At 53.0% G+C, this 24871-nt stretch carries 23 protein-coding genes; 6 read left to right on the top strand and 17 right to left on the bottom strand.

The features are described 5' to 3' along the window. Nucleotides 1–173: 173 nt before the first annotated feature. The 10 genes from cutA to ACR0B0_RS16800 all read right to left on the bottom strand — a co-directional run bounded on the left by cutA (nt 174) and on the right by ACR0B0_RS16800 (nt 9764). Entirely contained in the window at nt 174–491 is a 318-nt protein-coding gene (gene cutA / locus ACR0B0_RS16845; protein WP_480648785.1) for a divalent-cation tolerance protein CutA, read from the bottom strand. A 696-nt stretch (nt 492–1187) separates the two neighbouring features. After that, a complete protein-coding gene (locus ACR0B0_RS16840; protein ID WP_170351524.1) occupies nt 1188–2174 on the bottom strand; it encodes a type II secretion system F family protein in 987 nt (328 codons plus the stop codon). Nucleotides 2175–2188: 14 nt separating this feature from the next. Further along, entirely contained in the window at nt 2189–3157 is a 969-nt protein-coding gene (locus ACR0B0_RS16835; protein WP_480648783.1) for a type II secretion system F family protein, read from the bottom strand. After that, the gene (locus ACR0B0_RS16830; protein WP_367647831.1) at nt 3154–4545 is read right to left on the bottom strand and encodes a TadA family conjugal transfer-associated ATPase; all 1392 of its coding nucleotides are present in this window, start codon (nt 4543–4545) and stop codon (nt 3154–3156) included. Before ACR0B0_RS16830 ends, ACR0B0_RS16835 begins: the two co-directional genes overlap by 4 nt. Before the next feature lie 12 nt (nt 4546–4557). Continuing rightward, on the bottom strand, nt 4558–5787 hold the full coding sequence (locus ACR0B0_RS16825; protein WP_170414587.1) for a CpaE/TadZ family protein: 1230 nt from the start codon (nt 5785–5787) through the stop codon (nt 4558–4560). Then, entirely contained in the window at nt 5784–6431 is a 648-nt protein-coding gene (locus tag ACR0B0_RS16820) for a TadE/TadG family type IV pilus assembly protein (RefSeq protein WP_170414589.1), read from the bottom strand. The genes ACR0B0_RS16825 and ACR0B0_RS16820 overlap by 4 nt, the downstream gene beginning before the upstream one ends. Further along, nucleotides 6428–6925 carry a TadE/TadG family type IV pilus assembly protein gene (locus tag ACR0B0_RS16815; RefSeq protein ID WP_170414592.1) on the bottom strand — a complete coding sequence of 166 codons (498 nt, stop codon included), beginning with the start codon at nt 6923–6925 and terminating at the stop codon, nt 6428–6430. Before ACR0B0_RS16815 ends, ACR0B0_RS16820 begins: the two co-directional genes overlap by 4 nt. A gap of 14 nt (nt 6926–6939) precedes the next feature. Next, a complete protein-coding gene (locus ACR0B0_RS16810; RefSeq protein ID WP_170414595.1) occupies nt 6940–8475 on the bottom strand; it encodes a TadE/TadG family type IV pilus assembly protein in 1536 nt (511 codons plus the stop codon). Between the two features lie 9 nt (nt 8476–8484). After that, on the bottom strand, nt 8485–9444 hold the full coding sequence (gene cpaB, locus ACR0B0_RS16805) for a Flp pilus assembly protein CpaB (RefSeq protein WP_170414598.1): 960 nt from the start codon (nt 9442–9444) through the stop codon (nt 8485–8487). A 143-nt stretch (nt 9445–9587) separates the two neighbouring features. Next, nucleotides 9588–9764 (bottom strand): Flp family type IVb pilin, encoded by a 177-nt coding sequence (locus tag ACR0B0_RS16800; protein WP_145975006.1) that lies wholly within the window; start codon nt 9762–9764, stop codon nt 9588–9590. A 528-nt stretch (nt 9765–10292) separates the two neighbouring features. Here ACR0B0_RS16800 and ACR0B0_RS16795 point away from each other — a divergent pair. Next, nucleotides 10293–11135 carry a helix-turn-helix transcriptional regulator gene (locus tag ACR0B0_RS16795; protein ID WP_480648780.1) on the top strand — a complete coding sequence of 281 codons (843 nt, stop codon included), beginning with the start codon at nt 10293–10295 and terminating at the stop codon, nt 11133–11135. Nucleotides 11136–11831: 696 nt separating this feature from the next. Here ACR0B0_RS16795 and ACR0B0_RS16790 read toward each other — a convergent pair. Further along, nucleotides 11832–13061 carry a hypothetical protein gene (locus ACR0B0_RS16790; protein ID WP_170351495.1) on the bottom strand — a complete coding sequence of 410 codons (1230 nt, stop codon included), beginning with the start codon at nt 13059–13061 and terminating at the stop codon, nt 11832–11834. 206 nt (nt 13062–13267) lie between these two features. Between ACR0B0_RS16790 and ACR0B0_RS16785 the strand changes: the two genes are divergently transcribed. From ACR0B0_RS16785 to ACR0B0_RS16775, 3 genes are read left to right on the top strand one after another with little or no spacing between them, the layout of a single operon-like run. Further along, complete coding sequence (locus tag ACR0B0_RS16785) at nt 13268–13945, top strand: PepSY domain-containing protein (protein WP_480648778.1); 678 nt, start codon at nt 13268–13270, stop codon at nt 13943–13945. A gap of 37 nt (nt 13946–13982) precedes the next feature. Continuing rightward, on the top strand, nt 13983–14642 hold the full coding sequence (locus tag ACR0B0_RS16780) for a response regulator (RefSeq protein ID WP_170351510.1): 660 nt from the start codon (nt 13983–13985) through the stop codon (nt 14640–14642). Further along, the gene (locus tag ACR0B0_RS16775) at nt 14642–15976 is read left to right on the top strand and encodes a sensor histidine kinase (RefSeq protein ID WP_170351508.1); all 1335 of its coding nucleotides are present in this window, start codon (nt 14642–14644) and stop codon (nt 15974–15976) included. Before ACR0B0_RS16780 ends, ACR0B0_RS16775 begins: the two co-directional genes overlap by 1 nt. A gap of 150 nt (nt 15977–16126) precedes the next feature. On the opposite strand, the gene ACR0B0_RS16770 is transcribed toward ACR0B0_RS16775, so the two are convergent. The 6 genes from ACR0B0_RS16770 to ACR0B0_RS16745 all read right to left on the bottom strand — a co-directional run bounded on the left by ACR0B0_RS16770 (nt 16127) and on the right by ACR0B0_RS16745 (nt 23380). Further along, nucleotides 16127–16561 carry a hypothetical protein gene (locus ACR0B0_RS16770; protein WP_170351506.1) on the bottom strand — a complete coding sequence of 145 codons (435 nt, stop codon included), beginning with the start codon at nt 16559–16561 and terminating at the stop codon, nt 16127–16129. A gap of 4 nt (nt 16562–16565) precedes the next feature. Further along, nucleotides 16566–18965: a trimethylamine N-oxide demethylase gene (locus tag ACR0B0_RS16765; protein ID WP_170351504.1), complete on the bottom strand. Its 2400-nt coding sequence runs from the start codon at nt 18963–18965 to the stop codon at nt 16566–16568. Continuing rightward, nucleotides 18962–19315, bottom strand: a complete 354-nt coding sequence (locus ACR0B0_RS16760; RefSeq protein WP_170351502.1) for a cupin domain-containing protein — start codon at nt 19313–19315, stop codon at nt 18962–18964. Before ACR0B0_RS16760 ends, ACR0B0_RS16765 begins: the two co-directional genes overlap by 4 nt. A 19-nt stretch (nt 19316–19334) precedes the next feature. Then, entirely contained in the window at nt 19335–21317 is a 1983-nt protein-coding gene (locus ACR0B0_RS16755; RefSeq protein WP_170351501.1) for an ABC transporter permease, read from the bottom strand. Then, nucleotides 21317–22345: a quaternary amine ABC transporter ATP-binding protein gene (locus tag ACR0B0_RS16750; protein WP_170351499.1), complete on the bottom strand. Its 1029-nt coding sequence runs from the start codon at nt 22343–22345 to the stop codon at nt 21317–21319. Before ACR0B0_RS16750 ends, ACR0B0_RS16755 begins: the two co-directional genes overlap by 1 nt. An 84-nt stretch (nt 22346–22429) precedes the next feature. Continuing rightward, on the bottom strand, nt 22430–23380 hold the full coding sequence (locus ACR0B0_RS16745; protein ID WP_170351497.1) for an ABC transporter substrate-binding protein: 951 nt from the start codon (nt 23378–23380) through the stop codon (nt 22430–22432). A gap of 237 nt (nt 23381–23617) precedes the next feature. Here ACR0B0_RS16745 and ACR0B0_RS16740 point away from each other — a divergent pair, with 237 nt between their 5' ends. Next, the gene (locus ACR0B0_RS16740; protein ID WP_170351689.1) at nt 23618–24553 is read left to right on the top strand and encodes a LysR substrate-binding domain-containing protein; all 936 of its coding nucleotides are present in this window, start codon (nt 23618–23620) and stop codon (nt 24551–24553) included. A 170-nt stretch (nt 24554–24723) separates the two neighbouring features. After that, a partial coding sequence (locus tag ACR0B0_RS16735; protein WP_480648903.1) for a formate--tetrahydrofolate ligase occupies nt 24724–24871 on the top strand: 148 nt, incomplete at its 3' end.

Genomic DNA, 24871 nt, shown 5'->3' with positions numbered 1-24871 from the left:
CCTACTAGCACTGAATGTCCGGTATGTATGGTTCGCGACTTGCTGCGCGAACAAGTAACCGAATTACGATCAACGCCCGGTCAGGGCTCATCTGCTTGTCCGAACTCGCCGCAGAGAAAGTCGGTAGTGAGCCCAAAGATACAGCGGTTATAGGCCGTTAGTTTGAGCTTTGCTTAGATCTCGCGCGTGCTTTCAATCATCCACTCAAGATATTCACCGTTGGCTTGGTCAACATCAATCGAGAGAATACTGGGCGTCTCATAAGGGTGCATCCTGCGGATCGCTTCAACGACTATGCCAAAAAGCTCTTTTCGGGTCTTCAGCAGAAGTGGGACCTCCCGCGCAGTTACGATTTTTCCCTTCCAGAGATATTTACTGCTAGTCGCAGTGTAGCGGTTCGATGAGGAAACCAAACGCTTTTCAAGAAGCCTGTCCGCGATCTGGTCAGCGACTTTCTCGGATGGGCAGTTGACCCAAATTTTGACTATCATCTGCAATCTCACAAACGCCAAACCTAAGTTCTTAGTCTAACACGGGACCATTTCGACGCCATTGTTGCTCCTACAACGTATCACCGCCATCTGCGTACCACTCAGAGAATGACCGGGTTCCTTTGGCACGCGTTGTCACCGATTGACCGGCGTGTCGCGTGATCCAGAAGTCGAAGGTTTGGCTGGTTTGCTGATCGATCAAGCTGAAGGCTGAGAAAGACAGGAGCGTGCATTTTCTGGCGACCTGCCGCTCTTGGATGCGGCTGCACGCTTGAAAATAAATGTGATATCGATCCGGCGGTTGCGGAATGGCGGCTTTCTAAATCAGGTCACGGTGCGAAACCCGGACACGCAGCACTACCGTTGCTATATAACTGCCCAAAGCCTGCAAGCGTTTGTGGCTCGTTATGTAACACTGGGTCAAATGGCAGAGCAGTTTGAATTTGCCGCGATTCATCTGGCTCGGGCGAGGGACCGAAGAAAAATCGAGACGATCCCCTGTGAGGCTGGGTTCGTTTGCGCTTAGTGGACGCCGCCTGGAATACGACCGATACCTGGTGCTTTACCCCAGCAAAATGCAGCGTTAGCAAGGTATTAGGATTAGAACTTGGCTAAAAGCAGATAACTAAAGCGTGTCATCCATTGCAGCTCAAAGAAGATTCTTTGTTCCTTCAATTCTCAGACTACACCCAACCATCACCCAAACATATTGATCCATCGGATCACCATCGGCGACAGGCAGATCAGCAGTAGAACGGGCATCATGCACATGGCCATTACGGCTGACATTTGAACTGGTAGCCGGTTGGCCTTTTCCTGAGCGCGCAGTTCGCGATCGATACGCATATCAGTGGCAAATCTGCGCAGCGAAGCGGAAATGCTGGTGCCGTATTGATTGGATTGAAGGAAGGCGTTCGCGAAAGAGCTGACCTCGTCAATGCCGACGCGTTCGGCCATGTCCATAAAGGCGGCCTGACGCTCTTTGCCAGCTTGCAGTTCCAGTTGGAGTATCGTGAACTCTTGCGAAATCTCCGGTGCCGCATGCGCCATCTCATTCGCCACTCGCACCATTGCGGCGTCAAATCCGAGCCCGGCCTCAATCGCCACCTGTAACAGGTCCAGCGCATTTGGAAGGCTGTGTTCGATGGCCTGGCGGCGCTTTCTTATACGGTGCCGCAGCCAGAGTGCTGGACCGTAGAAACCTGTTACCATCAAGGCGGTGACAATCTGTAATGCGTTCACCCAGGTGATGCTTTGCAATAGGCCAGCAATCCCAAGCTGAACTTGAGTTTCAAGCGGCAACGACAAAGCCACTACGAAAACGGCTGGAAGCACAAAACCCATCACCAAACGGAACAGATAAAATGATCGGACGGCATGTTTGCGCTGAATACCAGCCTGCTTAAGCATTCTGCCAATTCGGGAACGTTCGCGTTTCGACGAAGGCACAAATGCCTTAAGCAGTCCGTGCGGGTCGCTGTCATCCCCCTGTATGAGGTCAAAATCTGTTCCGTGCCCCCGAGAAATTGATCCGACCCGCATCCGGCGCGCGGCCGTGTCATCGGTTGCGGTCATGCCAGAGATTCCGAGGATTACAAAGAAAACACTTACGGCAATCCCACCTAGCACAAGATACTGAAGGGGAAGGTCTTGGCCGTTTAGAACATTTTGAATAAATTCCATTTTTTCGCTCCCATTCAGAATTTGAATTTGACGAGCCGCTTCAGGATAAGTCCTTGGGCAATCGTCAGGCCGACTATCGCACTCGCAAAATATGGGAACAGCGGATCGTTTCGAACATCGCCGTAGAACGAAGGTGTGGACATCTCGATTGAGAAGTAGATGAACACCGGCAAGACTGTGAGAATTAGACTGCTAAGACGCCCTTCGGCAGAGATGGCCTTGATCTTTTTTTGCATGGTTTGCCGGTCACGGATGACCTGGGACAGAATGCTTAGGACACGGGCAAGGTTGCCGCCGGTGCCGTGCTGAATACCGATGCTGACGGCAAGATAGTTCGCATCCTCTGTTCCGACACGTTTTGCAAAATCCTGAAACGCGGTTGCCACGTCGTCGCCATAGTTAATCTGGTCCTGAATTATGCCAAACTCACTACCTATCGGGTCCGGAAGATCTGTCGCCACGTTCCCGACAGTTACAGCCACTGGGTGCCCGACTTTCAGGCCACGGGCCATAAGGTCCAATGCATCCGGTAACTGTTTCGTAAGTTTTTTGGCCCGGGTATCCTTCATGGCGATCAGTGCCAGCAGCGGCAGAACGCCAGCCAGAAGGACGCTCAGAGCTGCGGCAATTTCCGGGGCAAGGAACCGAGATATTGCGATGAAGGCCGCCACGGCCAGACAGGTGGCTGCAAGGACCACCCAGATCGGGTAGATCGTCAGCCCGGCCTGGACAAGCAGACGACGAAAACGGGCGATCACACTGGGTTTTTCGCCAGGAGTGGTCATCGCAGGGTCACGTAGCAATTGCAGAACCTGATCGGTTGAGGCGCCCCCCTGGATTAGCTTCATGCGCCGATTTCTGGCCTCGCTGAGGGATTCCTTGCGCAGGAAAAGCTGCTGTAATCCTTCGTAAGCAAGAAGAATTCCTAGGAAAATCGAAATGTAGAACAGAATGTTCAGGGTGTTCGGTTGCAGGTCAATCATGACGACATAGCCCCACGAATAAACATGTTGGTGTCTACGTCGATCCCTGCGGCAACCAACTGATCGAAGCACTTTGGACGAATGCCGGTAGGCAAGAACTCTCCCAGTACCTGTCCGTCTTCCGACTTGCCGCGACGTTTGAAAACAAAGATATCCTGCATTGTGATCGTGTCATCTTCCATGCCGGTAATCTCGGAAATGCTGACGACTCTGCGGGTGCCGTCGCTAAGGCGGCTGAGTTGGAGTACGATCTGAATGGCCGAAGCTATCTGCGACCGGATGGTTCTGATCGGCAAGTCAGCGCCAAGCATTGTCACCATCTGCTCGACCCGGCTTAGTGAATCACGCGCCGAGTTTGCGTGAACGGTGGTCATAGACCCGTCATGGCCCGTATTCATGGCTTGAAGCATGTCAAAACATTCTGATCCACGAACTTCTCCAACGATGATGCGGTCAGGCCGCATCCTTAGGGCATTGCGAACCAGATCACGTTGGGTGATTACACCTTGCCCTTCAGCATTTGGAGGGCGGGTTTCAAGACGTACAACATGGCTTTGCTGAAGCTGAAGTTCGGCAGCGTCTTCGATGGTAACGATACGCTGTTTGCCATCGATAAACGACGACACAGCGTTCAGCATGGTTGTTTTACCCGTGCCGGTACCGCCTGAGATGAGGATATTCAACCTTGCTTCGACAAGTGCCTCAAGGAGTTTGGCTGCCTGATCATTCATGCTGTTCTGATCAACAAGCTTTTTTATTGTCAGAGGGTTGCGGGAGAACTTGCGAATTGACAAAGCTGGTCCATCGACGGAACACGGCCGAATAATTGCGTTAACGCGGCTGCCGTCTTCCAAACGCGCATCAACCCAGGGCTGAGACTCATCGATACGCCGACCAACTTTGCTGACGATCTTGTCGATAATCCGTAGCAAGTGACGTTCATCGCGGAAGCGAACAGTAGAAAGCTCCAGAAGACCAAAGCGTTCGACGTACACCTGATCAAAAGAGTTTACGAGAATATCGTTGATAGTCGGGTCTTCCAGCAACGGTTCCAATGGCCCCAGGCCCATGACTTCGTGGATAAGCTCATCAACCAGCGCAGTGAAAGCCTCAGACCGCATGTGCAGGTTTTCAGCCTCGATCAGGCCGGTTACCAAAGATGCGATCTGGCGTTTCAATTCCGATCGTTCAACCTTGTCGATGACTGAAAGATTGAGCCGGTCCAGAAGCTCACCATGCAAGCGGCTTTTGAGTTCCAGATGCGCCTGCAGGTCGACGTCCACTGGGTCAGGAGTCGCCTTGGATTTGGTGGGCATGTCAATGGGTCGATCCAGTGTCAGCACATTCGACTTGGAAGCAACCTTGCGTGATCTAAATTCGTTGAACACGTTGATCTCCTTTTACGCTTTCTTCGTTGCCACGGGCTGAGTTTCAGCCGAGACCGCAGCGGCCAATTTTGCCAAGGCTTTTCCAAGGTCCGATTGCGGCTTCATGTCCACAATCGGCCGTCCAAGATCTACGGAATTTCTGGCAACTTTCGAATTGTCGGGTAGCCAGTGTTTCAGGCTTGTTTTCAATACCTTCTCGGCTTCGCGGACATGCGAAGGCTTGATCAAAGTGTTCCGCTCTCTGTTGACCACGAACTCCACCGGAAGGCCGACGTTTGCCTCGCGGTAGAAATCAATCAACCGCCGCGCCTGGCGTACGCAGGGGACAGTAGTATCGGTAACCAAAGCCAATTTGGTGGCCCGTTTGAAAATAGGTTCAACCCATTCAACAACGGCGCAGGGAAGGTCGATGATTATATAATCATAGCGCTGTTGCAGAAGGTCCAGCATCCCTTCGATCAGATCAGGCCGCATCGATTGCAGGGGCACCATCGGGGTAGGCGCGCACAGAACGTCAACGCCAAGCCCATGCTCTTGCAGGATCGAAGACAAAAGGTGATCATCAGGAATTTCAGAATTTTCAATTAGCTGAAGGAATCCGCCGTTGTCCTCGATGTCCAGAAAGACATTCGAGTTTCCGAACTGAAGGTCAAAATCCAAAAGGGCTACTCGGTTCTTTGCGGATTTCCTGAAGAAAGATCCCTTGCCGCCGACAAGCGAGCACGCAAGGTTGACAGCAACTGTTGAAGCCCCGATACCACCGCGCGCCTTTGCGACCGGTACAACCTTGCCCAACGCCGAAGAACCATCTGAAATAGTTGTTCGCGAAACCGCACGCGCATTTAGTTTTTCACTGACTGCGGCTTTCAAACCATCGCCATCAATTGACAGCGGCAAAACCTCATCAATACCGATCTTGTACAATTCACGCGCCTTGGAGATCGACAGATCATTCTGAGTGAGCGCAACAAACAAGGTGTTATCGTCGCGGTGCGTCAGGACAGCCTCGATAGCGCGGAGCTCTCCTGTGTCATCAGGGTCGATTTCAAAGATCACCAGATCGTGCTTGAATGCAAGATCGAGAGCAGTTCCATTCAACATCTGAAACGATGCCCCGTTCCTGGTGACTTTATTTTCCTCATTTACGGGAAAGACATCCGCAACCAGCTGCGCGATCTCTTCGTTTTCCGAAACAAGCATAATTGCCTGTGATGTGGGTGTGAAAACACTCTGATCTCTCATCCTGACTCTCCTAATGCAAGGTCTTCAGCAGGCAGCGAGACGCTGAAGTTTGAGTAACCGACTGTCGAAGATATTGTGCTGTTAGTTGCGCCCGCGGCATTTGCCAGCGCGGCCAACGGTGACACGAATTGAAAATCGTTAAGGTTCAATTCGACTGAGACCATGGGTGTATACGGGCCACCCAGGAAACCCAGATTGGGATTGAAGTCATAATGAAACTGTAAGTTGTCTATTGTGGCATCCGGGGGCAAAAGTGGGCTAATCCGGGTCCAGATTTCCGAGGCCGTAGCATTGGTTACGACACCCGAACACGAAGGGGTTTGAGGATCCGCACAAACCCCGGCCGAGGCACTGCAGGACGTACCAAATCTCGGTGACGAAGTAGATGTGCCTCGCTGATGCGTCGTGGGCACTCCGGGGCATGCAGGCGGTCGTACGATTGCAATGCGCGTTGCCAGTTGCGAGGCTTTTTGAGCATTCGCAACGCTAAAGGACATGCGGCCGAAATCCAATAACGCCATGAAGAGGAACAGAAACAGGGAAACGACTATGGCGAACTCGACAAGAACGCCGCCGCTTTGATCCTGAAGAACTTTCTGCCCTCGGCGAAGCAAGCGCGTGTGGATATGAAGCAGACCTTTCATTGACCAAAAATCCGTGAAGTGTCAGAGACATCCGTCGTCACGGACGATAGTCCGCTGCCAAAGAGGGACAGGATGTTGCCCATCGGAAACTGGATAGTGATGTTTGCGCTGACCGTGCCTACTGGGGCTGGGTTGACCCTATAGGTTCCAGACACACAGGACAGGCTGGGTGTCACCGAATTGACCGTTATGCTGGGCGGGAACAGGCTGTTGGCATTTTTGTCGTCTTCGACGATGCCCTTTAAAGTAGTAGTGAGTCCCGCAACAGAGCCACCAGAGGTGCAGATATCTGCCGGAGTGACTCTGGACAGATAGCGACTGGCGTCGCGAACACCTGCTATGACCGATTGGTATGACCACATCATACGTGCAGATTCCAACGTGACCGCCAGCAGCAACAGCATGAGTGGCATGACCAGGCCAAATTCCACAAGGATCGCGCCATCATCTTTTCTTACAAAGCGTTTGAGGGATTCTGCGAGGCGAGTTTTCATGATCCTGCGCCCCCTCAACGGTACAACTGTACGAGGTCGCGAAAGATACCGCCGAACCCATTGCCGCCGCTGCCGACACCTGAAACGTCAGGAAAGCCGACAATTTCGCCATGGATGTCAAAACTCGGCGGTGAACTACCGTCATCCCCCACCGGTTCGGTCAGGAAGACGGCAACAAATTTTGTGACCGGAACGCCTGTGGTCGAGCCGGAAACCGGGTTTTGAGCGCAATCAATGCCTGCTGCGGTCACGACGCGACGCGCTGGGTTAGTCGACATTTGGTTCGAACACATCGGGCGACCGGTTTCAGCAAGCGATGGGTCCAGGATCGAATTTGCGTTCGGTGGTGAATGTGGGCTGCTATTGCCGTACGCGATTTCCCGCAGGTACATTCCGTATCTTGTGCCAGCAAACACGCTATCCGTTACGCTAAGAGCCGGGAGGTGAGCATCGCTGCCAATTCCGTCTGCGATACCATCTGCAAGGTCATGGTTCCGGTTAAGATACCCCTCGCGATCCCAGACACCGTCCCCAAACCGGTTGTTCCCGCCGCAGGTTCCCGCAGCCATGCAAGTGTCGCGACCAAGTGCGATCGTATCAGGCGTGACTTCTTCGTTTCCCTGAATGCAGGAACCTCCACCCTTTTTCTGTATCCCTTTGATGACGTTCGGAGCCGGTGCAAAGTCCGGATTGTTTTTCTCACCGTTTAGTACCGAGCGGAAAATATCAAAGCGGACATTGAACGCCGCATTGGTGATACCGACCTTCTGACCCGGTTCTGTATCCAGACCATTTGTCAGGACACATTGCGTGATCTGGCTTTGTGCCGCGATTAAGCAGGCTAGTTTGTTCCCGCCTTCATCCGCACATACACCAGAGGCATCTTCAAAGGTCGCCAGGTCGATAAAACCAAAATTACCCGGCCCCCAGGCAGTTCCATTGCCACCGCTGCGCAGCAGGATTTGGTCGCCGACGGTTAGGGTATTTTCCCAGTTCGGCGGCAGACAGAACATCAAAGGTGAGATATCGCAGGCTGCCTTGGAGTAACCAGCGACGGCCTCGGCCGAAACGCTGGCCGATACGCCACTTCCACCAAGCACTCTGTCCAAAGCCGAAGCAAGGTTCATGCTAAGGGATTTGGGCGTTAGCACGACCTGAGCAAACTTGGCTTCTCTTGGGTTGGTGGTGACATCTGCGCCCAACGGCGTGAGGTCCGAAACCGGCAGAGCGGAATGAAACGAAAGCGTATAATCCGATGAACCCGAAAGCGTGGCGGACCCATTGGCAAATGTCTGGCTGTCACTGATCAAGTTGGCCGCTGCATTGGTTGCGCGGGTGATGGCGTCGGGTTGTCCGTCCAACTCACCTGCGGCTGCCAAGGCTACGTGGTCCGCGAAGGACTGAAGCTCTGCATGGGTCGAGTTCATTCGGCCTACATCCATCGTGATTGCAAAGAACCCGAGAAATGCGACAAATGCTGTACCCCAGAGAATAGCGACCGTGCCGCGCTCGTCCTGTGCAAAGAATGATATGTTCGTTGTCCGACGCATGACGCAGCCTTACTGTGCAGTGTTCTGGCTGACTTTGAGCGAGCGGGCTTTCGGCTTGGTGCCAGAGTTGATGGCTGCCGGTGTCGACCGGGCGTCCGTTTGATCGCGGGACTCTGCATTTGGAACCGCTTCCACTTCTGTCGCGTCGTCGGCTCCACGAGAGCTTCTCTGTATAACTTCAACTTCGGTTTCGGTGCCGCGGTTCACAATGATTGTCGGTTGCGCTTCGACTTTTTCAACCGGACCTTCCTCTTGCAGAAGATCGCGCAGGCGGACCATTTCCATCGGTTCATCCTCGACACCGTCCAACGTTCTGAGGGTGAGGCTCAGGGTGCCGGCCTTTTGGGCCAAAGCCAGGCGCTGACCTTGCTGAGGGGTCACTTCTACTGTGATCGTACGGGCAATTTCGGGCTGATCACTCAGTTCTTCGGATTGCTGATCCACACCAATAACGCGGATATTCTGTAAAATGGTCACAGCGCGCAAATCCATTTTCGCACCTTGTGTCAAAACGATGTCTACCCAATCACCCGGAGTGACAAATCCGCCGACCGCGGTCACGGCGTCCACTTCGATCGCCATGGCGCGCGTGTTTTCACCCAGCTTTTGAACCAGCGTGACCTTTTCGCCAAAATTCGAAACTTTCGAAATAAGCATGACTTCACCGGGATAGAACCGCCCCTTAGCGCGACGCAGCTGTTGGCGATTATCCGGAACAAGTACGCCTAACTCGGTGAAAACCCCGGCAGGTAGCGCTTCGCGTGGCCAGAGATGAGTTGTGACGTGATGATTTTCTATTGTTTGACCAAATGCGATTTCTGAGCGCGCAACGTAGATCTCAACGAGATCGGCGTTCGTCGTGGCACTGGGTGCAGTCGTGTTAAATTGGATGTAATCCTTCGCCAGGAACACAGAGCCTGAAGCAATCGCAATTCCAAATAATGTGGTAATAACTGGTCTGATACGCATCTCTGTCTCCAAAAGTTACGCTCAAAAATTTCGAAATGTCAGTGGTTAGGTTTCGAAAATCCCGGCGGTGTATTCTGCGCCGCTACACGGATGGGACGGCGCAGAATGTTGTTGTGGTTTGCAAATCGCAAGGAACCAATGGTTCAGCAGGTCGCGCTACCCAGAGCTGCGCAAGCACCCGTTACGTTCGTGTTAGTGGTGGTTCCAAGATACGAGAACGCACCAACCGCAATTGACGCGACAACCAAAAGGGCAAGGCCATATTCAACAATTGCCGCGCCGCTTTCTTCTTTGACAAACTTCTTCATAAATTTGGTCATGTTTCCCCCGAAAGGTTAAATTGAAATCCACGCTGCATTTGTCGCAGCGCAAGCCAGGCATTTCGCATTGGCTCTGAAATAACGGTAGCGGTGATGAAAACTTCCGCCTTCCGCGAAAAATAGGAAAAATACACGTAAAAGAAGATTTATTTATTATTTAAACTTCTTAAAAGAGATTAAAATAAACATTGCATTAACAAGGCTTTAATCTTCAATCGAATCAGTCAATCTGGAAACAATGCGGCGATTCGATGTGCAACTGTGGCTGGAAGGCTCAATAATACTCGTCGCTATATCTTTCCTTTGAGGCATCCAAGTGTCGGGAATTTGTTTTTCGGTATCTAAGTTTTACGTCATAATTACAGATAGTTATGCAAGTATTGGAAGCTGCTCGCTCTTTTTTTGCCCTATAGGCATGGCCTTAAAATCAGTTGCTGGACCCATGAACCCCGAACAAGTTTGTAATTGCGGTGGGGCCGCGGCAGAAAGTTCTGCCTCGCAACGTTTGTTGTTTTGGTTAGTAGGGTAATGAGTATCAGTTTCTCCAAGAGCGCCCAGGCGCAAAATAGTTTCAATTTTGTTATGGAATGGACGCATGCTTTAACGAGCAAAAACTCCATTCCACAGGTTTTATATAAGCTAATAAAGTTGGTTAATGCGGATGCCGCATTAATTGCACGTACAATTAAGGCGGAACGAAAAGTAAAATATATTGCCCGGTGTTGCAGAGAGGAAGGAAAGGTTTGGCCCTCTCAACCTCAAACTCTGGTGGAACGGGTTCTGGGTGAAAGTTTTCTGACGGCACGGGTGGGCTCAATTTGGACGTTGTCAGACGCGTTGGTTGCGGGCAACACAGCAACGCTTCGTCATTTTGAGGGCAATTTAAAGGCGCTGGGCGAGGTGATCGTGGTTCCGCTTGATACAACCGGCGGGCATGTGGATCACATCGAGCTGCATTTCAGGCATGAACCTGCCCAATATGATCTGGACCTACTAGCCATGTTGGCACCGACACTGGCGTCAGGTTGGTGCAAGCGAACGCCTGGTTCAATCTCCTCGTATCTGGAGAAGGGTCGTAATCATAATCTGAAAAAAGTTTCGGATACCGAGCATGTTCCAATCCTGGGCCCTCAAAATCCAGCAGGGCTCAGCCGGTGCGAGTTTCGGGTTTGCGCTATGCTGAAGGAAGGAATGACAGTTAAAAAGGTTTCAGAAGCCCTGACTGTCTGCCCAACGACTGTTCGTTCGCACCTAAGCTCGGTATTTTCGAAGACGGGTGCCTCTAATCAAGTCGAACTGTTGCACTTGTTAAATCGAAAAATTCAAGCAGGCCGCAGGCCCAGAGACGCTGAAACAGCTAACTTCGGTTGACAGCAATGGAATGCCAGTTCTGCAACGCGCCTCGTTAGCCATAAAACCGAGCAAGACACCCTTTGGTCTGATCGACGGCTAAGCTATGGCACAAAGCCAAGCATGGCTGATGTTATTCGAATAATATTTAGAGCAACCCAAATTTATAGTTTGGTTACAAGCGGCGAAGAGCAATTCAACACATTGTTTACGTTCCGGCGACAACTTTAACCAAAGGTGAACAATGTGTTCTCGTGGTGTTCAACAGGCATCGCGCATACTCCTTCCACCGAGCCGAGACAGTTATGGGTACTTGGCTCCCTGGAAGGGGAACTGCATGATTAAGTCTGCCACTGAAAGCGCTATGGATCAGGTTCCTGTACACTTGGAACCACCACGTTCCACCGCGCGCAAACACTTGTCTAACAGCACGAAATCCAGAAGCGGGCGTTTCCCGCCTGTCGAAATTGCTCTGAAAGCTATCGCAAGGAATGAGCAGCTTGAAAGAGCAAGAAGGACGTCTGACCCTACATCTTGACGTCCGCAGTTTTCGCGGGAAACGTCCTACCCGGGAAAACACAAATGCAAAAGCCCGCTCCAATCCGAGCGGGCTTTTTTGCTGTGTTAAGCTAAGGTTCAGAATTAAGGTACTTTTTCTGGTTCATGTTAGACGAATGCAAGGCAAAAGCGTCGCCCGGAGTCTCGTTGGCAGAATACTTAGCCGTTGCTAACAAGTTCTTCCACTTGTTCTCCCTCAGGCGTTTGACCGTCATCGACCGGATCTGTATTGGCTTCATCCTCATCGTGATCGTCGTCATCATACTTGTCTTCGTCATACGAACTGCCAAGCGCGGTTTTGACGGCTTCCTCGTCAGGATTAGAGGCTCGTACAGCGTCGAGAACATTGTCCTGCTGTTGCGTTGCGATGGCGTCATCTTCTGAAAACCCGCCCTTGTGGTGATCCAAAAGGTTGTCTTCTGCCTGATGCACGGCTTCTGCGGCCGCCAACTGATCTTCCGTAGGTCGATCAATCGGATTACCATCTTCATCCGTGGTTAAGTCGTGCGCATCTTTAACGGCTTGCGCGTCTTCCAAAGCTTCAGGGTCAGTTGTCCCAGGGTTGGCTTCCTCATTGGCGAGGATATCCTCAGCTTCCTCCAATGACAGAGGGGCTTCGTCCAAGTAATCTAGCGCTGCGTTGATTTCTTTCACGTCTTTGGGGCTTAACGTGTTGTCTTCACCCATGATGTGATTGAATTCGGTGTCCGCAACGGCAAGGCCCGCTGCAAGGCTGACCGGTCCGGTACCTTTCTTATACTGACCGTTTGCAATATGCGCGAGCTTTGCTTTGGGGCTGGAGTTAATGGCGCCGTTTAGCTTGCCGAGATTGCGCGATTCAAGCGCAAGCGTACTATCTTCCAGAATCGTTGCTTTTCTACTTGGCGGGCGCAGGGACCGCTTGACCGAAGTAGTCTTTGTTTGTTTTGCGGTGGTTACTGGCTTGCTACCTTTGAACAGGCCACCAATTCCCTTCCTTTGCGTTTTTTTTGCAGTTTGCTTTTTATTACCGCCAAGCAAGCCTTTCAGAGAGAATTGACCCTTCTTAGAAGACCTCGAATTGACCCCTGCGGAGCCTTTTGACTTGTGACCAGATTTTCCGGCCGCTTTGCTTGCTCCGTTCGTGGATGCGGCTGACCCGTTACCCTTGTTTTTATCTTTGCCGCTACTCGCACTGTTGCCATGGCCTTTACCACCGCTGTTGCCCTTGTCGCCCCCATTTCCATTGCCGCCATTGCCACCACCATTACCGTTGCCACCGCCGTTTCCTTTGCCTTGCTTGGCATAGGCGGCATCAGGGAACGTGAATGCGCCAACAATTGCCGTGGATCCCAGCAAGGCGATTGCGATTGCAGAGGCTTTCATTAGGCCGGTCGTATTGATCTTCATGACGGTCCTCGTTTGTTGAATGCGAATTTCCGCACACGATGCAATGCGTAGAAACATGACAGCACGAGTGCGCGTGTCGGAATCGGGAACTAACTGACAAATTTAAGCCTATTATCGTTGAACCTGCGACGAACCGACCGTTCATCGCCAGTTCATCTTAAAATCTGTAGAATTGAGGCGCGATTACGCGATATTGAGTACTGAGGATGAGAAAGCTTTTTATCATCGCTTGTCTGTTCGCCTTTCTCCAGGTTGGGGAAGGGCATGCTGCTGTGCGCGAACTAAAGCAATCCGAATTGCGCAAAGTGACAACGACGGGCAGCACCATCAGATTAAAGAGGGTTCTAAAAGGCGTTGAAAAAGTCTTTGGTGGAACGCCGGTCGATGCGCGCGCGTTCCAGACTGACAAGGTCTACTATCGGATCCTCGTAAAGAAACCCAATGGGAAGATCATAAGTGTTATTGTGAATGCTCAAACCGGTGTCGTTGTGCCCAATCGTTCTAATATCGGACGCCAGATTTCAAACGCAGCCAAGTCCACATCAGGCAATTCTGCCAAATCCAACACACAAAGCCAGACCAGCAGTAAGGGCAATCAGAGCAACAATAGTGGCGGCAACGGTAACGGCAATTCCGGTGGCAACGGTAATGGCAACTCCGGTGGCAACGGTAATGGCAACTCCGGTGGCAACGGCAACGGCAACTCTGGCGGCAACGGTAACGGCAACTCCGGTGGCAACGGTAACGGTAACTCCGGTGGCAACGGTAACGGCAACTCCGGCGGTAACGGTAACGGCAACTCCGGCGGCAACGGTAACGGCAACTCCGGTGGCAACGGTAACGGTAACTCCGGTGGCAACGGTAATGGTGGTGGCAAAAAATAGTGGTTAAAATTTCGGTCGCAGGCCTATAGATAAAAGTATGAGAGTATTACTCGCAGAAGACGAACCGCACCTTTGCGAACAGATCAAAAAGCTGCTGAATGCTGAAGGCCGCGTGGTCGATATTGTCCACAACGGAGTTGATGCTCAGCATCTGGGAACTACCGAACCATATGACATGATCATCCTCGATCTCGGGCTTCCGGAACGAGATGGCATCTCGGTTTTGCGCGACTGGCGCAGCGCGGGTATAAAAACTCCGGTTCTGATCCTGACGGCACGCGATGGTTGGAGCGAACGGGTCGACGGATTGGATGCCGGTGCAGATGATTACATGACCAAACCATTCCATTTGCCCGAGCTGGCCGCGCGTGTCCGCGCCATCTTGCGCCGTCAGAGTGGGCAGCTGAATCCTGTTATCGAGATGGGCAATGTCGTTCTTGATACACGCAATGGGCGGGTGACTGTTGATGGCGTTCCGATCGACTTAACAGCCCAGGAGATAGCCGTTCTTACTTACCTGGCCCACAACGCCGGTCGCCTGATCCCCAGATCCGAACTTTCGGAACATATCTACGAATATAACGGTGACCGAGATTCGAATACCATTGCGGTTTTCATAAACCGGCTGCGCAACAAATTGGGACCTGACCTGATAACAACGGTCCGGGGTCGCGGATATATGATCGATTCAGTTTGATGTTGTCGCTGCGTCAACGGGCACTGCTTGGAGGGATTGCATCTGGGGCATTGTCCGTTGGCGTGGGCACTCTGGCTGTTTTTTCGTTTATCGATGCCCGAATTTCAAACAGGTTCGACGCTACGCTTCGAGATCGCCACACCCAGCTTGTCGTTGGGTTGAGCGTTACGACACAAGACCCGGATGCCCTGCGTGATCTCATGTTTGATCCGGCATACAGCGCGCCATATTCCGGCAGATACTGGCAGGTTACCACCGGCAACGGCGAGGTTTACACGTCGGCATCTTTGTTTGACGAAACAATCGCTGAACCACCTGACATCTCTGAAGATGCAACCCTTTGGAACACTTCCGGCCCCGAGGGGGAAGCGTTGCGCAGCGCATACCAAAAAATTTCTTTCGAAGATGGAACTGTCTGGGGAATTAGTGTCGCGGAAAGCCAGGCGCAGTTGGTCAATGAAAGACGGGCGGCACAGCGTAGTCTTCTACCGGTGTTTGGTTTGGTTGGCTTGATCGGTGTTGCAAGTTCATTGATGCTGATGTCCGCAATCCTGGGTCCTCTTCGTAAATTGCGTGCGGATGTCGCCCATCGTTGGGACACGGATGACAATCTGGCACCCACGGATTACCCGGACGAAGTGGCCCCTTTGGTCGATGATCTGAATCAGCTTTTGCATCGCAATCGGGACATTGTATCCGGCTCACGCAGGCAAGCCGCTGATCTGGCACATGCTCTGAAAACGCCAGCCACTATTCTGAGAAATGAACTACAGGCTATGTCACAGGCCGGTGTCGACACAGGTATCGCTGACGAAGCTTTAGATCGGATCGACTCTCAACTCGGTCGGTCACTCGCGCGAATCCGGGCTCTAAACACGGCTGAGTTGACCCATTCGCGTACGGACGTTTCACACTCAGTCGAACGTCTCGCACGGTTGTTTACTACGATCGCTGAGAGAGAGGATAAAATACTGGAAGTCAAAAGCGATCCTGAGCTTTGGGTGCGCATGGATACGCAGGATATCGAAGAGGTTCTTGGGAACTTACTGGATAACGCAGTCAAATGGTGTCGTGGCAAAGTAAAACTGACCGCAAAACGTCACGAAGACTGTGTCGAGATCTGTATCGAAGATGACGGCCCAGGTATCCCAGAGGACGCAATACGCGAAGCGCTACGCTCTGGTGGACGGCTTGACACTTCGGTAAGAGGCAGCGGGCTGGGGCTGGCAATCGCGGTTGATCTTCTCAAGGCATACGGTGCGCACTTCGACCTGGGAAAATCTGCCGCGTTAGGAGGATTAAGTGGTCGGGTGGTTATCCCAACCAAGTCTTAAGCGGCGACGGCTGAGAGAATGAGTGGCACAATGCGTGGATTTCTGAGCAGCCTCATCTGACTGGTCCAGTTTGATTGTTAGTGCATTGTTGGCCTCTGACCCATTGGGATGATGGTTTCCGTGGCTGGTGGGCGATGTACACCGACTGCATCAATTGTGATGTTCGAGACTCAAAAACACCAATGTACGATTGATTTGGCCCTTATCTTTTTGGGCAACGCGAATAAAGCCTTCTGAAGTGAAAAGCTCCCTCAGCACGTAACTATCAGGGTGGTTGACTGATCCGTCGTCTTGCGTCCAAGTTCCCTCTTTGCAAAGTGTTACTTCAGTCCAGAGGTCGTTAAACGCGCGAATGGCTTCAGAGTCCCGGAATGGAAACTCCCATCGGCATGAAACGCCTTGGACATTGTCCAGGCCGACAAACGTTTTGCACATCGCTCCATTCGGTGAAACGCCCGTGGTATTATAGTTTTCAAGCGCGGAAACCCGGTCACATTTGTCCGCGAAGCCAGTTGTTGGTGAAGTTGCGATGACAAGCTCCAGAAAACAAACGGCCACAACTTTGGCCGTTTGTTTGGCAGTCAAGTTTTCATTCGGCCGCATCCGGGACATTTTTACTGGGGTAAACACCTTTCACGCGCTCTTTAGTTGGATCAAAATGCGGGAACGGAACAATTTTTGCCTTAAGGCGCTTTTGCTGCCCATCCAGTTGACCGATCTCAATGTCGTGTCCCTCCAGCGCATGGGTTGATGCAACACGCCCAAGGGCGATGACCTTGCCTAAGATGGGTGACTTCATCGCGCTGGTGATTTCGCCGACCTGCGCTTTTCCGACACGTACACAATCGCCCGGAGAAGGCACTGTTCCACCTTCTATATCAAACCCGACCAGCTTGCGGTGAGGGTGAGCCTTGCGTTCCTCAATTGCGCTGCGCCCGATGAAATCATCGGTCTTAGATTTCAATGGGACGGTAAAACCGACCCCGGCCTCGAACGGATCGGTCTGGTCGTCAAATTCGGACCCGGCAAAGATCAAGCCGCCTTCGATCCGCAACATGTCGAGGGCGGCAAGACCAAGCGGGGCAATTCCATAATCCTGACCAACTTCCCATACACGGTCGAAAATCTCGACAGCATCATTGGGGTGGCAGAATATTTCATATCCCAACTCGCCGGAATATCCGGTTCGGGAAATCACGACCGAGGTTCCGCGCACATCCCCGACCCGGGCCACGGTAAGCCGGAACCAAGGCAATTCTTCAATTGTTGGCTGCTGGGGTGGCGTCCAGAATATCTGCGAGAGGATGTCGCGGCTGTGGCGCCCCTGTACCGCGATATTGTGCAACTGATCTGTAGAGTTTCGCACCCAGACATTCATATTGCGCTTGCGCGCTTGTTCCTGCAGCCACAAACCACTGGTGTCGTTGCCGCCGATCCATCGGAAGTTGGTCTCTCCCAGCCGATAGACAGTGCCATCGTCGATCATGCCGCCATGTTCATAGCACATTGCCGTATAGACAACTTGACCGACGCTCAGCTTCTTCATGTTGCGGGTCACGCAAAGCTGCATCAGCTCTTCGGCATCCGGGCCAACAACCTCGTATTTGCGAAGTGGGCTCAGATCCATTACGGCGACTTTGTCCCGACAGGCCCAATATTCTGCGATCGCGCCATGATTGGTCATCGTATTGGGCAGCCAATACCCGTTGTATTCGACAAAATCACGGGTATGACGTGCAAAGCAGTCGTGAAATGCTGTTTTCTTGGTTTCTTCCACATCCGCCTCCGCAGATTTTCTGTAGCCGTAGGACCGTTTGAAATCTTCGGTCGCTCTGTAAGTTCGCACCTGAATGTCGGTTGGATTCCAACCATTGGCCGGGTCAATGTCGCAGGGGCAGCCGGTACTGACGCAGACAAGATCTGTCAGCGCGCGCAGCAGCACGAAATCTCCGGGTCGCGACCACGGATCATCCATGCCGATGGCATTGTCATCGTCCAGCATCGTGTTGAAAAAGAAGTTGATCGCAGGCCAACCTGCGCGGGGCCGGATGCCATACTGGTCCAGATCTTTGTTGATATTTTCCGAGCAATTGACATGGCCAGGATAGCCCAAGTCTTCATAATACCGAGCTGTGCAGGCCAGCCCGAACGTGTCGTGGCGGCCGCACGTATCCTGCACGATCTCGACCAGGGGTTCTTGATCCACCGACCAGTACTTTGAGAATATGCCTGGTTGCGGATACAAACTGCCCATCAGGCTACGTGTCGTGGTGGGATCAATCTCGCGTTCGATCCCCTGATCCAGTGCACGTCGGCTGAACGCCTGAAAGTCTGAACATTCGCGGCCCCTGACATCCACGATCTGGATGAACTCCCCGGCTTTGACCTCATAAGATTTGGCATTGCCAGGCTGAATGTTGATATCCTTGAGTGGGTCGGCCAGAGGATCGGGCGGGCCCACGTTGGGTTTTTCCAAGCCAGGAGCGGCACGCTGAATGTACAGGATAATGTCGGTCGGCGGGTTGTTGTCTTCGGGTCGCATCGCTTCGCCGGGAGCAGAGACGATCAGAAGACCGTCGCATTCCGCCACGAAATGCGCCATGTCGCCGGGCCGTGATCCATCCGAGAAAGCCCGGATCGCATCCCCGCGTCCGATATCGAAACCTGCAACCTCTAACGCGCGTAGCACTTTCTTGCCCGAAACCGAGCCATTCGCCAGAGTCGCAATCAGCCCCTCTGGTCGACCGTGCCCCTGCGCGCCAAGCATGGCAGCGTCCGAGCTTCGATCGGGGGCAAAGAACACCATCTCGGCGGGTTGCATCCCATCGCGATCCAGCAATGTGATCGTGTCGCCTTTGGACACCGAAACCGCCCGCGACCCTGCGCCAGGGACGGGATGACGTTCCGTTCCATGCGGTAGAATCGGAAGACCGGGGGCCAGAACCCCGCTACGTTCGTAAGGCACTTCGAAAACCGGTTTCACATTCATAATGCACCTTCCTGAATGGACTCGGTTGCACCGCGGTGCGTGACCACCAAAAGGCATCCCGCCTCGGTGCGCGAAAAATGGCTGGAACCGGCGGCCAAACTGACGAAGTCACCGCTGCGATAGCTGAAACCGTCGTGATCAGTCAGATCGCCTTCGAGGACAAAGAACTCTTCCGCACCATGATGAATATGCGGATTCGAGCGCGTTCCCGGGGCCATCTTCATCAGATAACTCCCTTGCCCGGTGACTTCGTCAAAGCTGACATTCTTCCACCAGACCTGTTCGTCGAGCAGACCGTCCATGTGCATTCTAACAAAGCCGGTATCGTCGAACCGGGCGACAGTACGCATGTTTTGCTGTTGTGCCATCTTAATCGAGCCCCAGTCGCTTTTTACGCTGTTCCGCCCAGCTGCTGATCGCCATGTCAAAGGTCAGCGCCATCAGCGACACGTTCAGGCCGAGGACAAAGTTTTTGCCCAACTCGGTTCCGGCCAGCGTTCGCTGAAGTTCTTGCCCAAGGTCCTGCGTGCCGATAAAGGCTGCGATGATGACCATGAAAAAGGCGAACATGATGGCCTGATTGAACCCGACCGCCATAGTTGGCAGAGCCAGTGGGAACTGTACCGACATCAGCTTTTGGCGACGGGTTGAGCCGGACATGTCGGCGGCTTCGGTCATTTCCGGCGGGACGCTGCTGAGGCCAATAATAGTGTACCGGATCAGCGGTACGGCGGCGAAGATCAGGATCGAGAACACAACCGCCACGTCATTGACACCGAACAACATGATCGCTGGGATAAGATAAATAAAGCTGGGGAAGGTCTGCGCGGTGTCGCAGGCCAGAAGGATGCTTTTCGACCAGCGTTCGGACCGGGCAGCGATTACGCCCAGCGGTATTCCGATCAGTGTGGCCAGCGCAACAGCCGAGATAACTGTATACAGAGTGATCACCGACCGGTCCCACCAACCCGAGAATGCGACGATGGTAAAAAACACTGCCGCATAGATACCTGGGCGGCGTCCGCCGACCCAATAGGCAAAGGCAACGACTATTAGGATGAAGGCGGGGGTCGGGATCGCCAGCAGCGTGTCCCGGAACGGGATCAGAACCTTGACGTTCAGGAACCAGCGCAACCATTCAGTTGTTCCCTTGATGGCGTCGATCGCCAGGAACGACTTGATCACCACGTCAATTTCCTTGCCTTGGCTCAGGTGCTGTTTGCGGCCAACTTCAGCCAGGATCGGGAATACCTGCGATAGCAGGATAAACCCGATGAACAGACCCAGTGCGACCAGCGAGATTTGATGCCGCTTCCACCAGGGCGTGTTGCGTTCAAAGTGAACTGGTTGCTTGACCACCCAGGCCTTGGACATCCGGTCCAAAGTCACGGCCAAAAGGACGATAGTGATGCCAATCTCGAAGGATCGTCCGAGCTTGAAACTTCCCATCATCGCCAACAGTTTAGCGCCAAGACCCGGCATTCCGATAAAGGCGGTCAGAACGACCATTGCCAGACACAGCATGATCACCTGATTGACGCCAACCAGAATTTCGGTGCGCGCTGCCGGAATGTATACATGGCGCAGCATCTGCCAGCGAGTACAGCCGGACATCTGACCCGCTTCGATCACTTCGGGGCTAACCTTCTTGAGGCCCAGCGTTGTCATCAGGATCATCGGCGGGATCGCGAATGTAATCGTTGCAACGGCTCCGGCGGTTGGACCCACCTTGAAGAAAATCACCGCAGGCAGCAGGTAGGTAAAGAAGGGCAGGGTTTGCAATATGGACAGGATGGGCTTCAGGACCCGCTCGAACCAACCGTATTTCCATGCGGCAATACCCAAAGCCAGCCCCAGCAGGAACGCCAGGGGTGCTGCAACCACGATCACCGACATTGTTTGCATGGCGATCTTCCACTGGCCGATTGCTGCGGTCCAGATAAAGGTGCCCGCGCCCAAAGCGGCCAACTTCCATCCACCGACAGCATAACCCACAACCGCGGCAACGGCGGCAATCGCAGACCATGGGATCGGTCCCAGATAGGGCCAGCGACGCTTGCCTTCCAAAAGGTTGGCCGATGTATCCAGCAGGAATTCAAGCGGACCTTCCGCGATGAAGCGGGTGACGTATATCAGGCCCAGGTCATTCTGGATGAAGTTGAAGATCGCATCCAGAACTTGTGCGGTGGGCGGGATCGCCGCTTCGGGGATGCGGTTCAGCCATTCAGGCAGAATACCAGCGGCTTTGGCAAGGATCAGTGCAAACGCCACTGCAAGCAGCGCGGTAAGTACCCGTGTACGTCCCCACGGCTTGTCCGAAGTCTCCGTCAGATCAGTGGACAGCGTCGCCATTATTCGGCTCCGAGCAGAACATTCAGAGCGGTGTCGCGTTCCAGGACACCGGTGATAACGCCTTTGTCATCTGCAACCGGCAAAAGGATGCGGTTGTCATTGACCAGAACTCGCGCAAGTTCGTGGATCGTTGCGCCACCATTGATCGGAGCTCCTTCCAGGGCGTGCCCGTTGACCGGTTTCGCCAGCCCTTTCGCATGCACCACGCGGGCTTTGTCGATGTCCTCGGTAAATTTCGCCACATATTCAGTGGCAGGATTCATGACGATTTGATCGGGTGTGTCACACTGTTCAACCGCGCCATTGCGCATGATCGCGATCCGATCTGCCAAACGCAGCGCTTCGTCAAAATCATGAGTAATAAAGACGATGGTTTTACCCAGCATCTCTTGAAGCCGTAGGAATTCATCCTGCATTTCACGTCGGATCAAAGGGTCAAGGGCGGAGAACGGTTCATCCAGGAACCAAATATCCGGCTCAATCGCCAGGGACCGGGCGATGCCGACCCGTTGCTGTTGCCCGCCGCTGAGTTCGCGCGGGAAATATTCTTCACGACCCTCAAGGCCCACCAGCTTGATTACTTCCAATGCGCGTTCGCGTCGGTCATGGCGATCCTGACCGCGCATTTCCAGCGGGAAGGCCACGTTATCCAGAACCGTACGATGCGGCAGCAGACCGAAGGACTGGAACACCATGCCCATCTTGTTGCGTCGCAACTCGATCAGGTCGCGCTCGCTCAGGCTCATGATGTTCTGACCGTCAACCTCAATCGTGCCGCCGGTAATGTCATGAAGACGTGAAAAGCACCGTACCAGAGTAGACTTACCTGATCCGGACAGCCCCATGATGACCAGCATTTCACCCCGGCCAACTTCAATCGAGACGTCTTTGACCCCGGCGATGTAACCGTCCGCACGTATCTCGTCGAAACTGCGACCCGCGGGCATAGATTTCAGATAGGTCTCAGGAGAGGCTCCAAACAGTTTCCAGACGTTTTTGGCTGAGATGACGGGCGCTGTGGCGGACATGGCTGCCTACTTTCTTGTTAGGCGCGGCCTTGCTTCAACGAGATCAGCAAGGCCGCGCCAGTTTCGTCGCGAATGACCGGTTTATCAACTGCAGGCGCTGATCCAGGGGTCAACAACAGCGCGGTTAGCGTCCAGCCATTCGGCTGCTGCCTCTTCCGGTTCCAGTTCGTCTGTATCGACCAGCTTGGCCATTTCCGCGATTTGCGGGTTGGTGAACGAAATTTCAGTCAATACGCAGTAGGCAGCCGGCCACTTATCTTTCATGCCATCCCACGCGGCTTTTTTCAGGTAACCGCTGGCTGGGTTTCCGCAATCATACAACGCATCGGGATTCGGACCTTTGGATGGATCTTTGTCGCAACCATCTTCCCAGGCCGGAAATTCAACAAACTCACCGGGCCAGACAGCTTCGGCAAAGTTGGGTGTCCAGTTGAAGACCAGAACAGGTTTCTTATCCGCCTCTGCCGCTCCGATCTCGGCCCAAAGGGCTGCAGCCGAACCCGCATTGATAACCGTGAAATTCAAATCAAGCGCTTCGGCACGTTCCTTACCGTGCTTCAACCAGTCGACGGGTCCATCCAGATACCGGCCTTTGTCCCCGGTTTCCGCTGTTGCGAAAAGATGCGCGCAGTCGTTTAAAGCTTGCCAATCAGGCAGGCCGGGGCAGGATTCCTTAGTCCACATCGGATACCACCAATCCTCGCGCGTGACTGCATCATGATCGCCTGCATCATGCAGTCCACCCTTTTCCAGCGCGGCGCGGAAGGATGCGCCAAATGCACCTTCCCAGACTTCCATCTCAAGTGTGACATCGCCCAAGCGTACCGACTCGTAGACCGCCTGACTGTCTGTTGTGACGTATTCGACGTTGTCACCGATCTCTTCTAGTAGTTGACCTGTAACGTAAGACATCACGATCTGACTGGACCAGTTGTGAATTGGAATGACGATCGGATCGCTGCTGTCTTCGGCGAACGCTCCGGTGCCCGCTACCGCTGCCAAGGTTGCAGCAGAAAATAGGTTTGTGAGTTTCATGTTTGCTCCCTGAGTGACGTACATTTCTTATCTGCGGACTCTTCCGGCCCCGAATTTTCTCATTCTGCCTAAGTTTTCACGAGACGCAGAACAGAAATTTGAGAGGCATTGCCTATAAATTCTTGAGGCAAATCTGACTTTTCACTATTTTAACAGTCAGTTGCCTGGTCGGTTTCCAGTCGAAACGGGCAAATGTTTTTGATTGCGATCATCTTCAGATTGGGAAACCGCCTTCAGATGCCAAAGAAAGCGCCAATTACCGGGAAGGTCCTTCCACCGCTCGATTACCTTTTGGCCTTTGAAGCGGCTGCGAAGGCGCAGAGTTTTGCGCAGGCCAGCAAGGTGCTCAACATTTCGGAAACGGCAATAAGCCGCAAGGTGCGACTGTTGGAACAACATTATGATGTTCCGCTGTTTGTCAGAGGTCATCGCTCGGTCTCGCTGACGCAGCAAGGTGCGATTTTGTTGGCAACTGTGGAAAAGTCGCTGGACCTGATGCGGGATGTTAGCCGTGACATGCTGGCTAAACATCAGGCCAACACAGTCTCGATCTCTGCGACCAACTCGGTTGCGTCACTCTGGTTGATGCCACAGCTAAGAAAATTCAACAAATCTAACGATCGCATTCGTATTTCGTTGGTGTCTTCCGACAGTGATGCAGAGTGCCTGTCAGATTCGATGGATTTGACGATATTGCGCGGGGATGGGGAATGGCCTGGATATGATGCTCAGCTGTTATTTGGGGAAACTGTTTTCCCGGTCTGTAGCCCGGAGTATCTCAATAGTAATCCGACGGTGACAGATTTAACTGCTTTGCCAGAGTTGGATCTGATTGAGGTGACCAGTAGTCACGCGGAATGGATGACATGGCACACGTGGTTCAACGGCAATGATATTTCGACCTCATTGATGGAACGCGCTGTGGCCTTCAACACCTATCCTCTCTCTATACAAGCTGCAGTCGATGGATTGGGGGTCGCATTGGGTTGGGCCCATCTTGTCGACCCACTGCTTGAAAGCGGCGCGTTGGTCAGACCAATTCAGGACGTCTCGGTGCGAACACAGTCTGGGTATTATCTTCTTAAAAGCCCAACGCAAAAAGCGTTCCCGGAATTACGCATCGTTGAGGATTGGTTGTTGGGGCTTAGCGCGGTGCGCAAACGTTACGCGTGATCCGTGACCCCATTGGGTAACAAATACCCTTTCGGTCATGTCCTCGTATTTCCAAGGTTGACCCAAGGGAAAAATTATTTACCGTAAAGAAAGTATTCGATTCCTCCCCGGTCGCAGATGCGGACGGGTTTGAGTCCGTTAAACCTACTTTGCACGGAGCCCAGCACCCAATGAGCTACAAATCCGACATCGAAATCGCCCGTGAGGCGAACAAGAAGCCGATTCAAGAAATCGGTGCGAAAATTGGCATCTCCAGTGACGATCTGCTGCCTTACGGCCACGACAAGGCGAAGGTCAGCCAGGACTTCATCAACTCGG

The sequence above is a fragment of the Ruegeria sp. BA12 genome (assembly GCF_056539625.1).
This window is presented reverse-complemented; position numbering and strand designations above follow the sequence as displayed.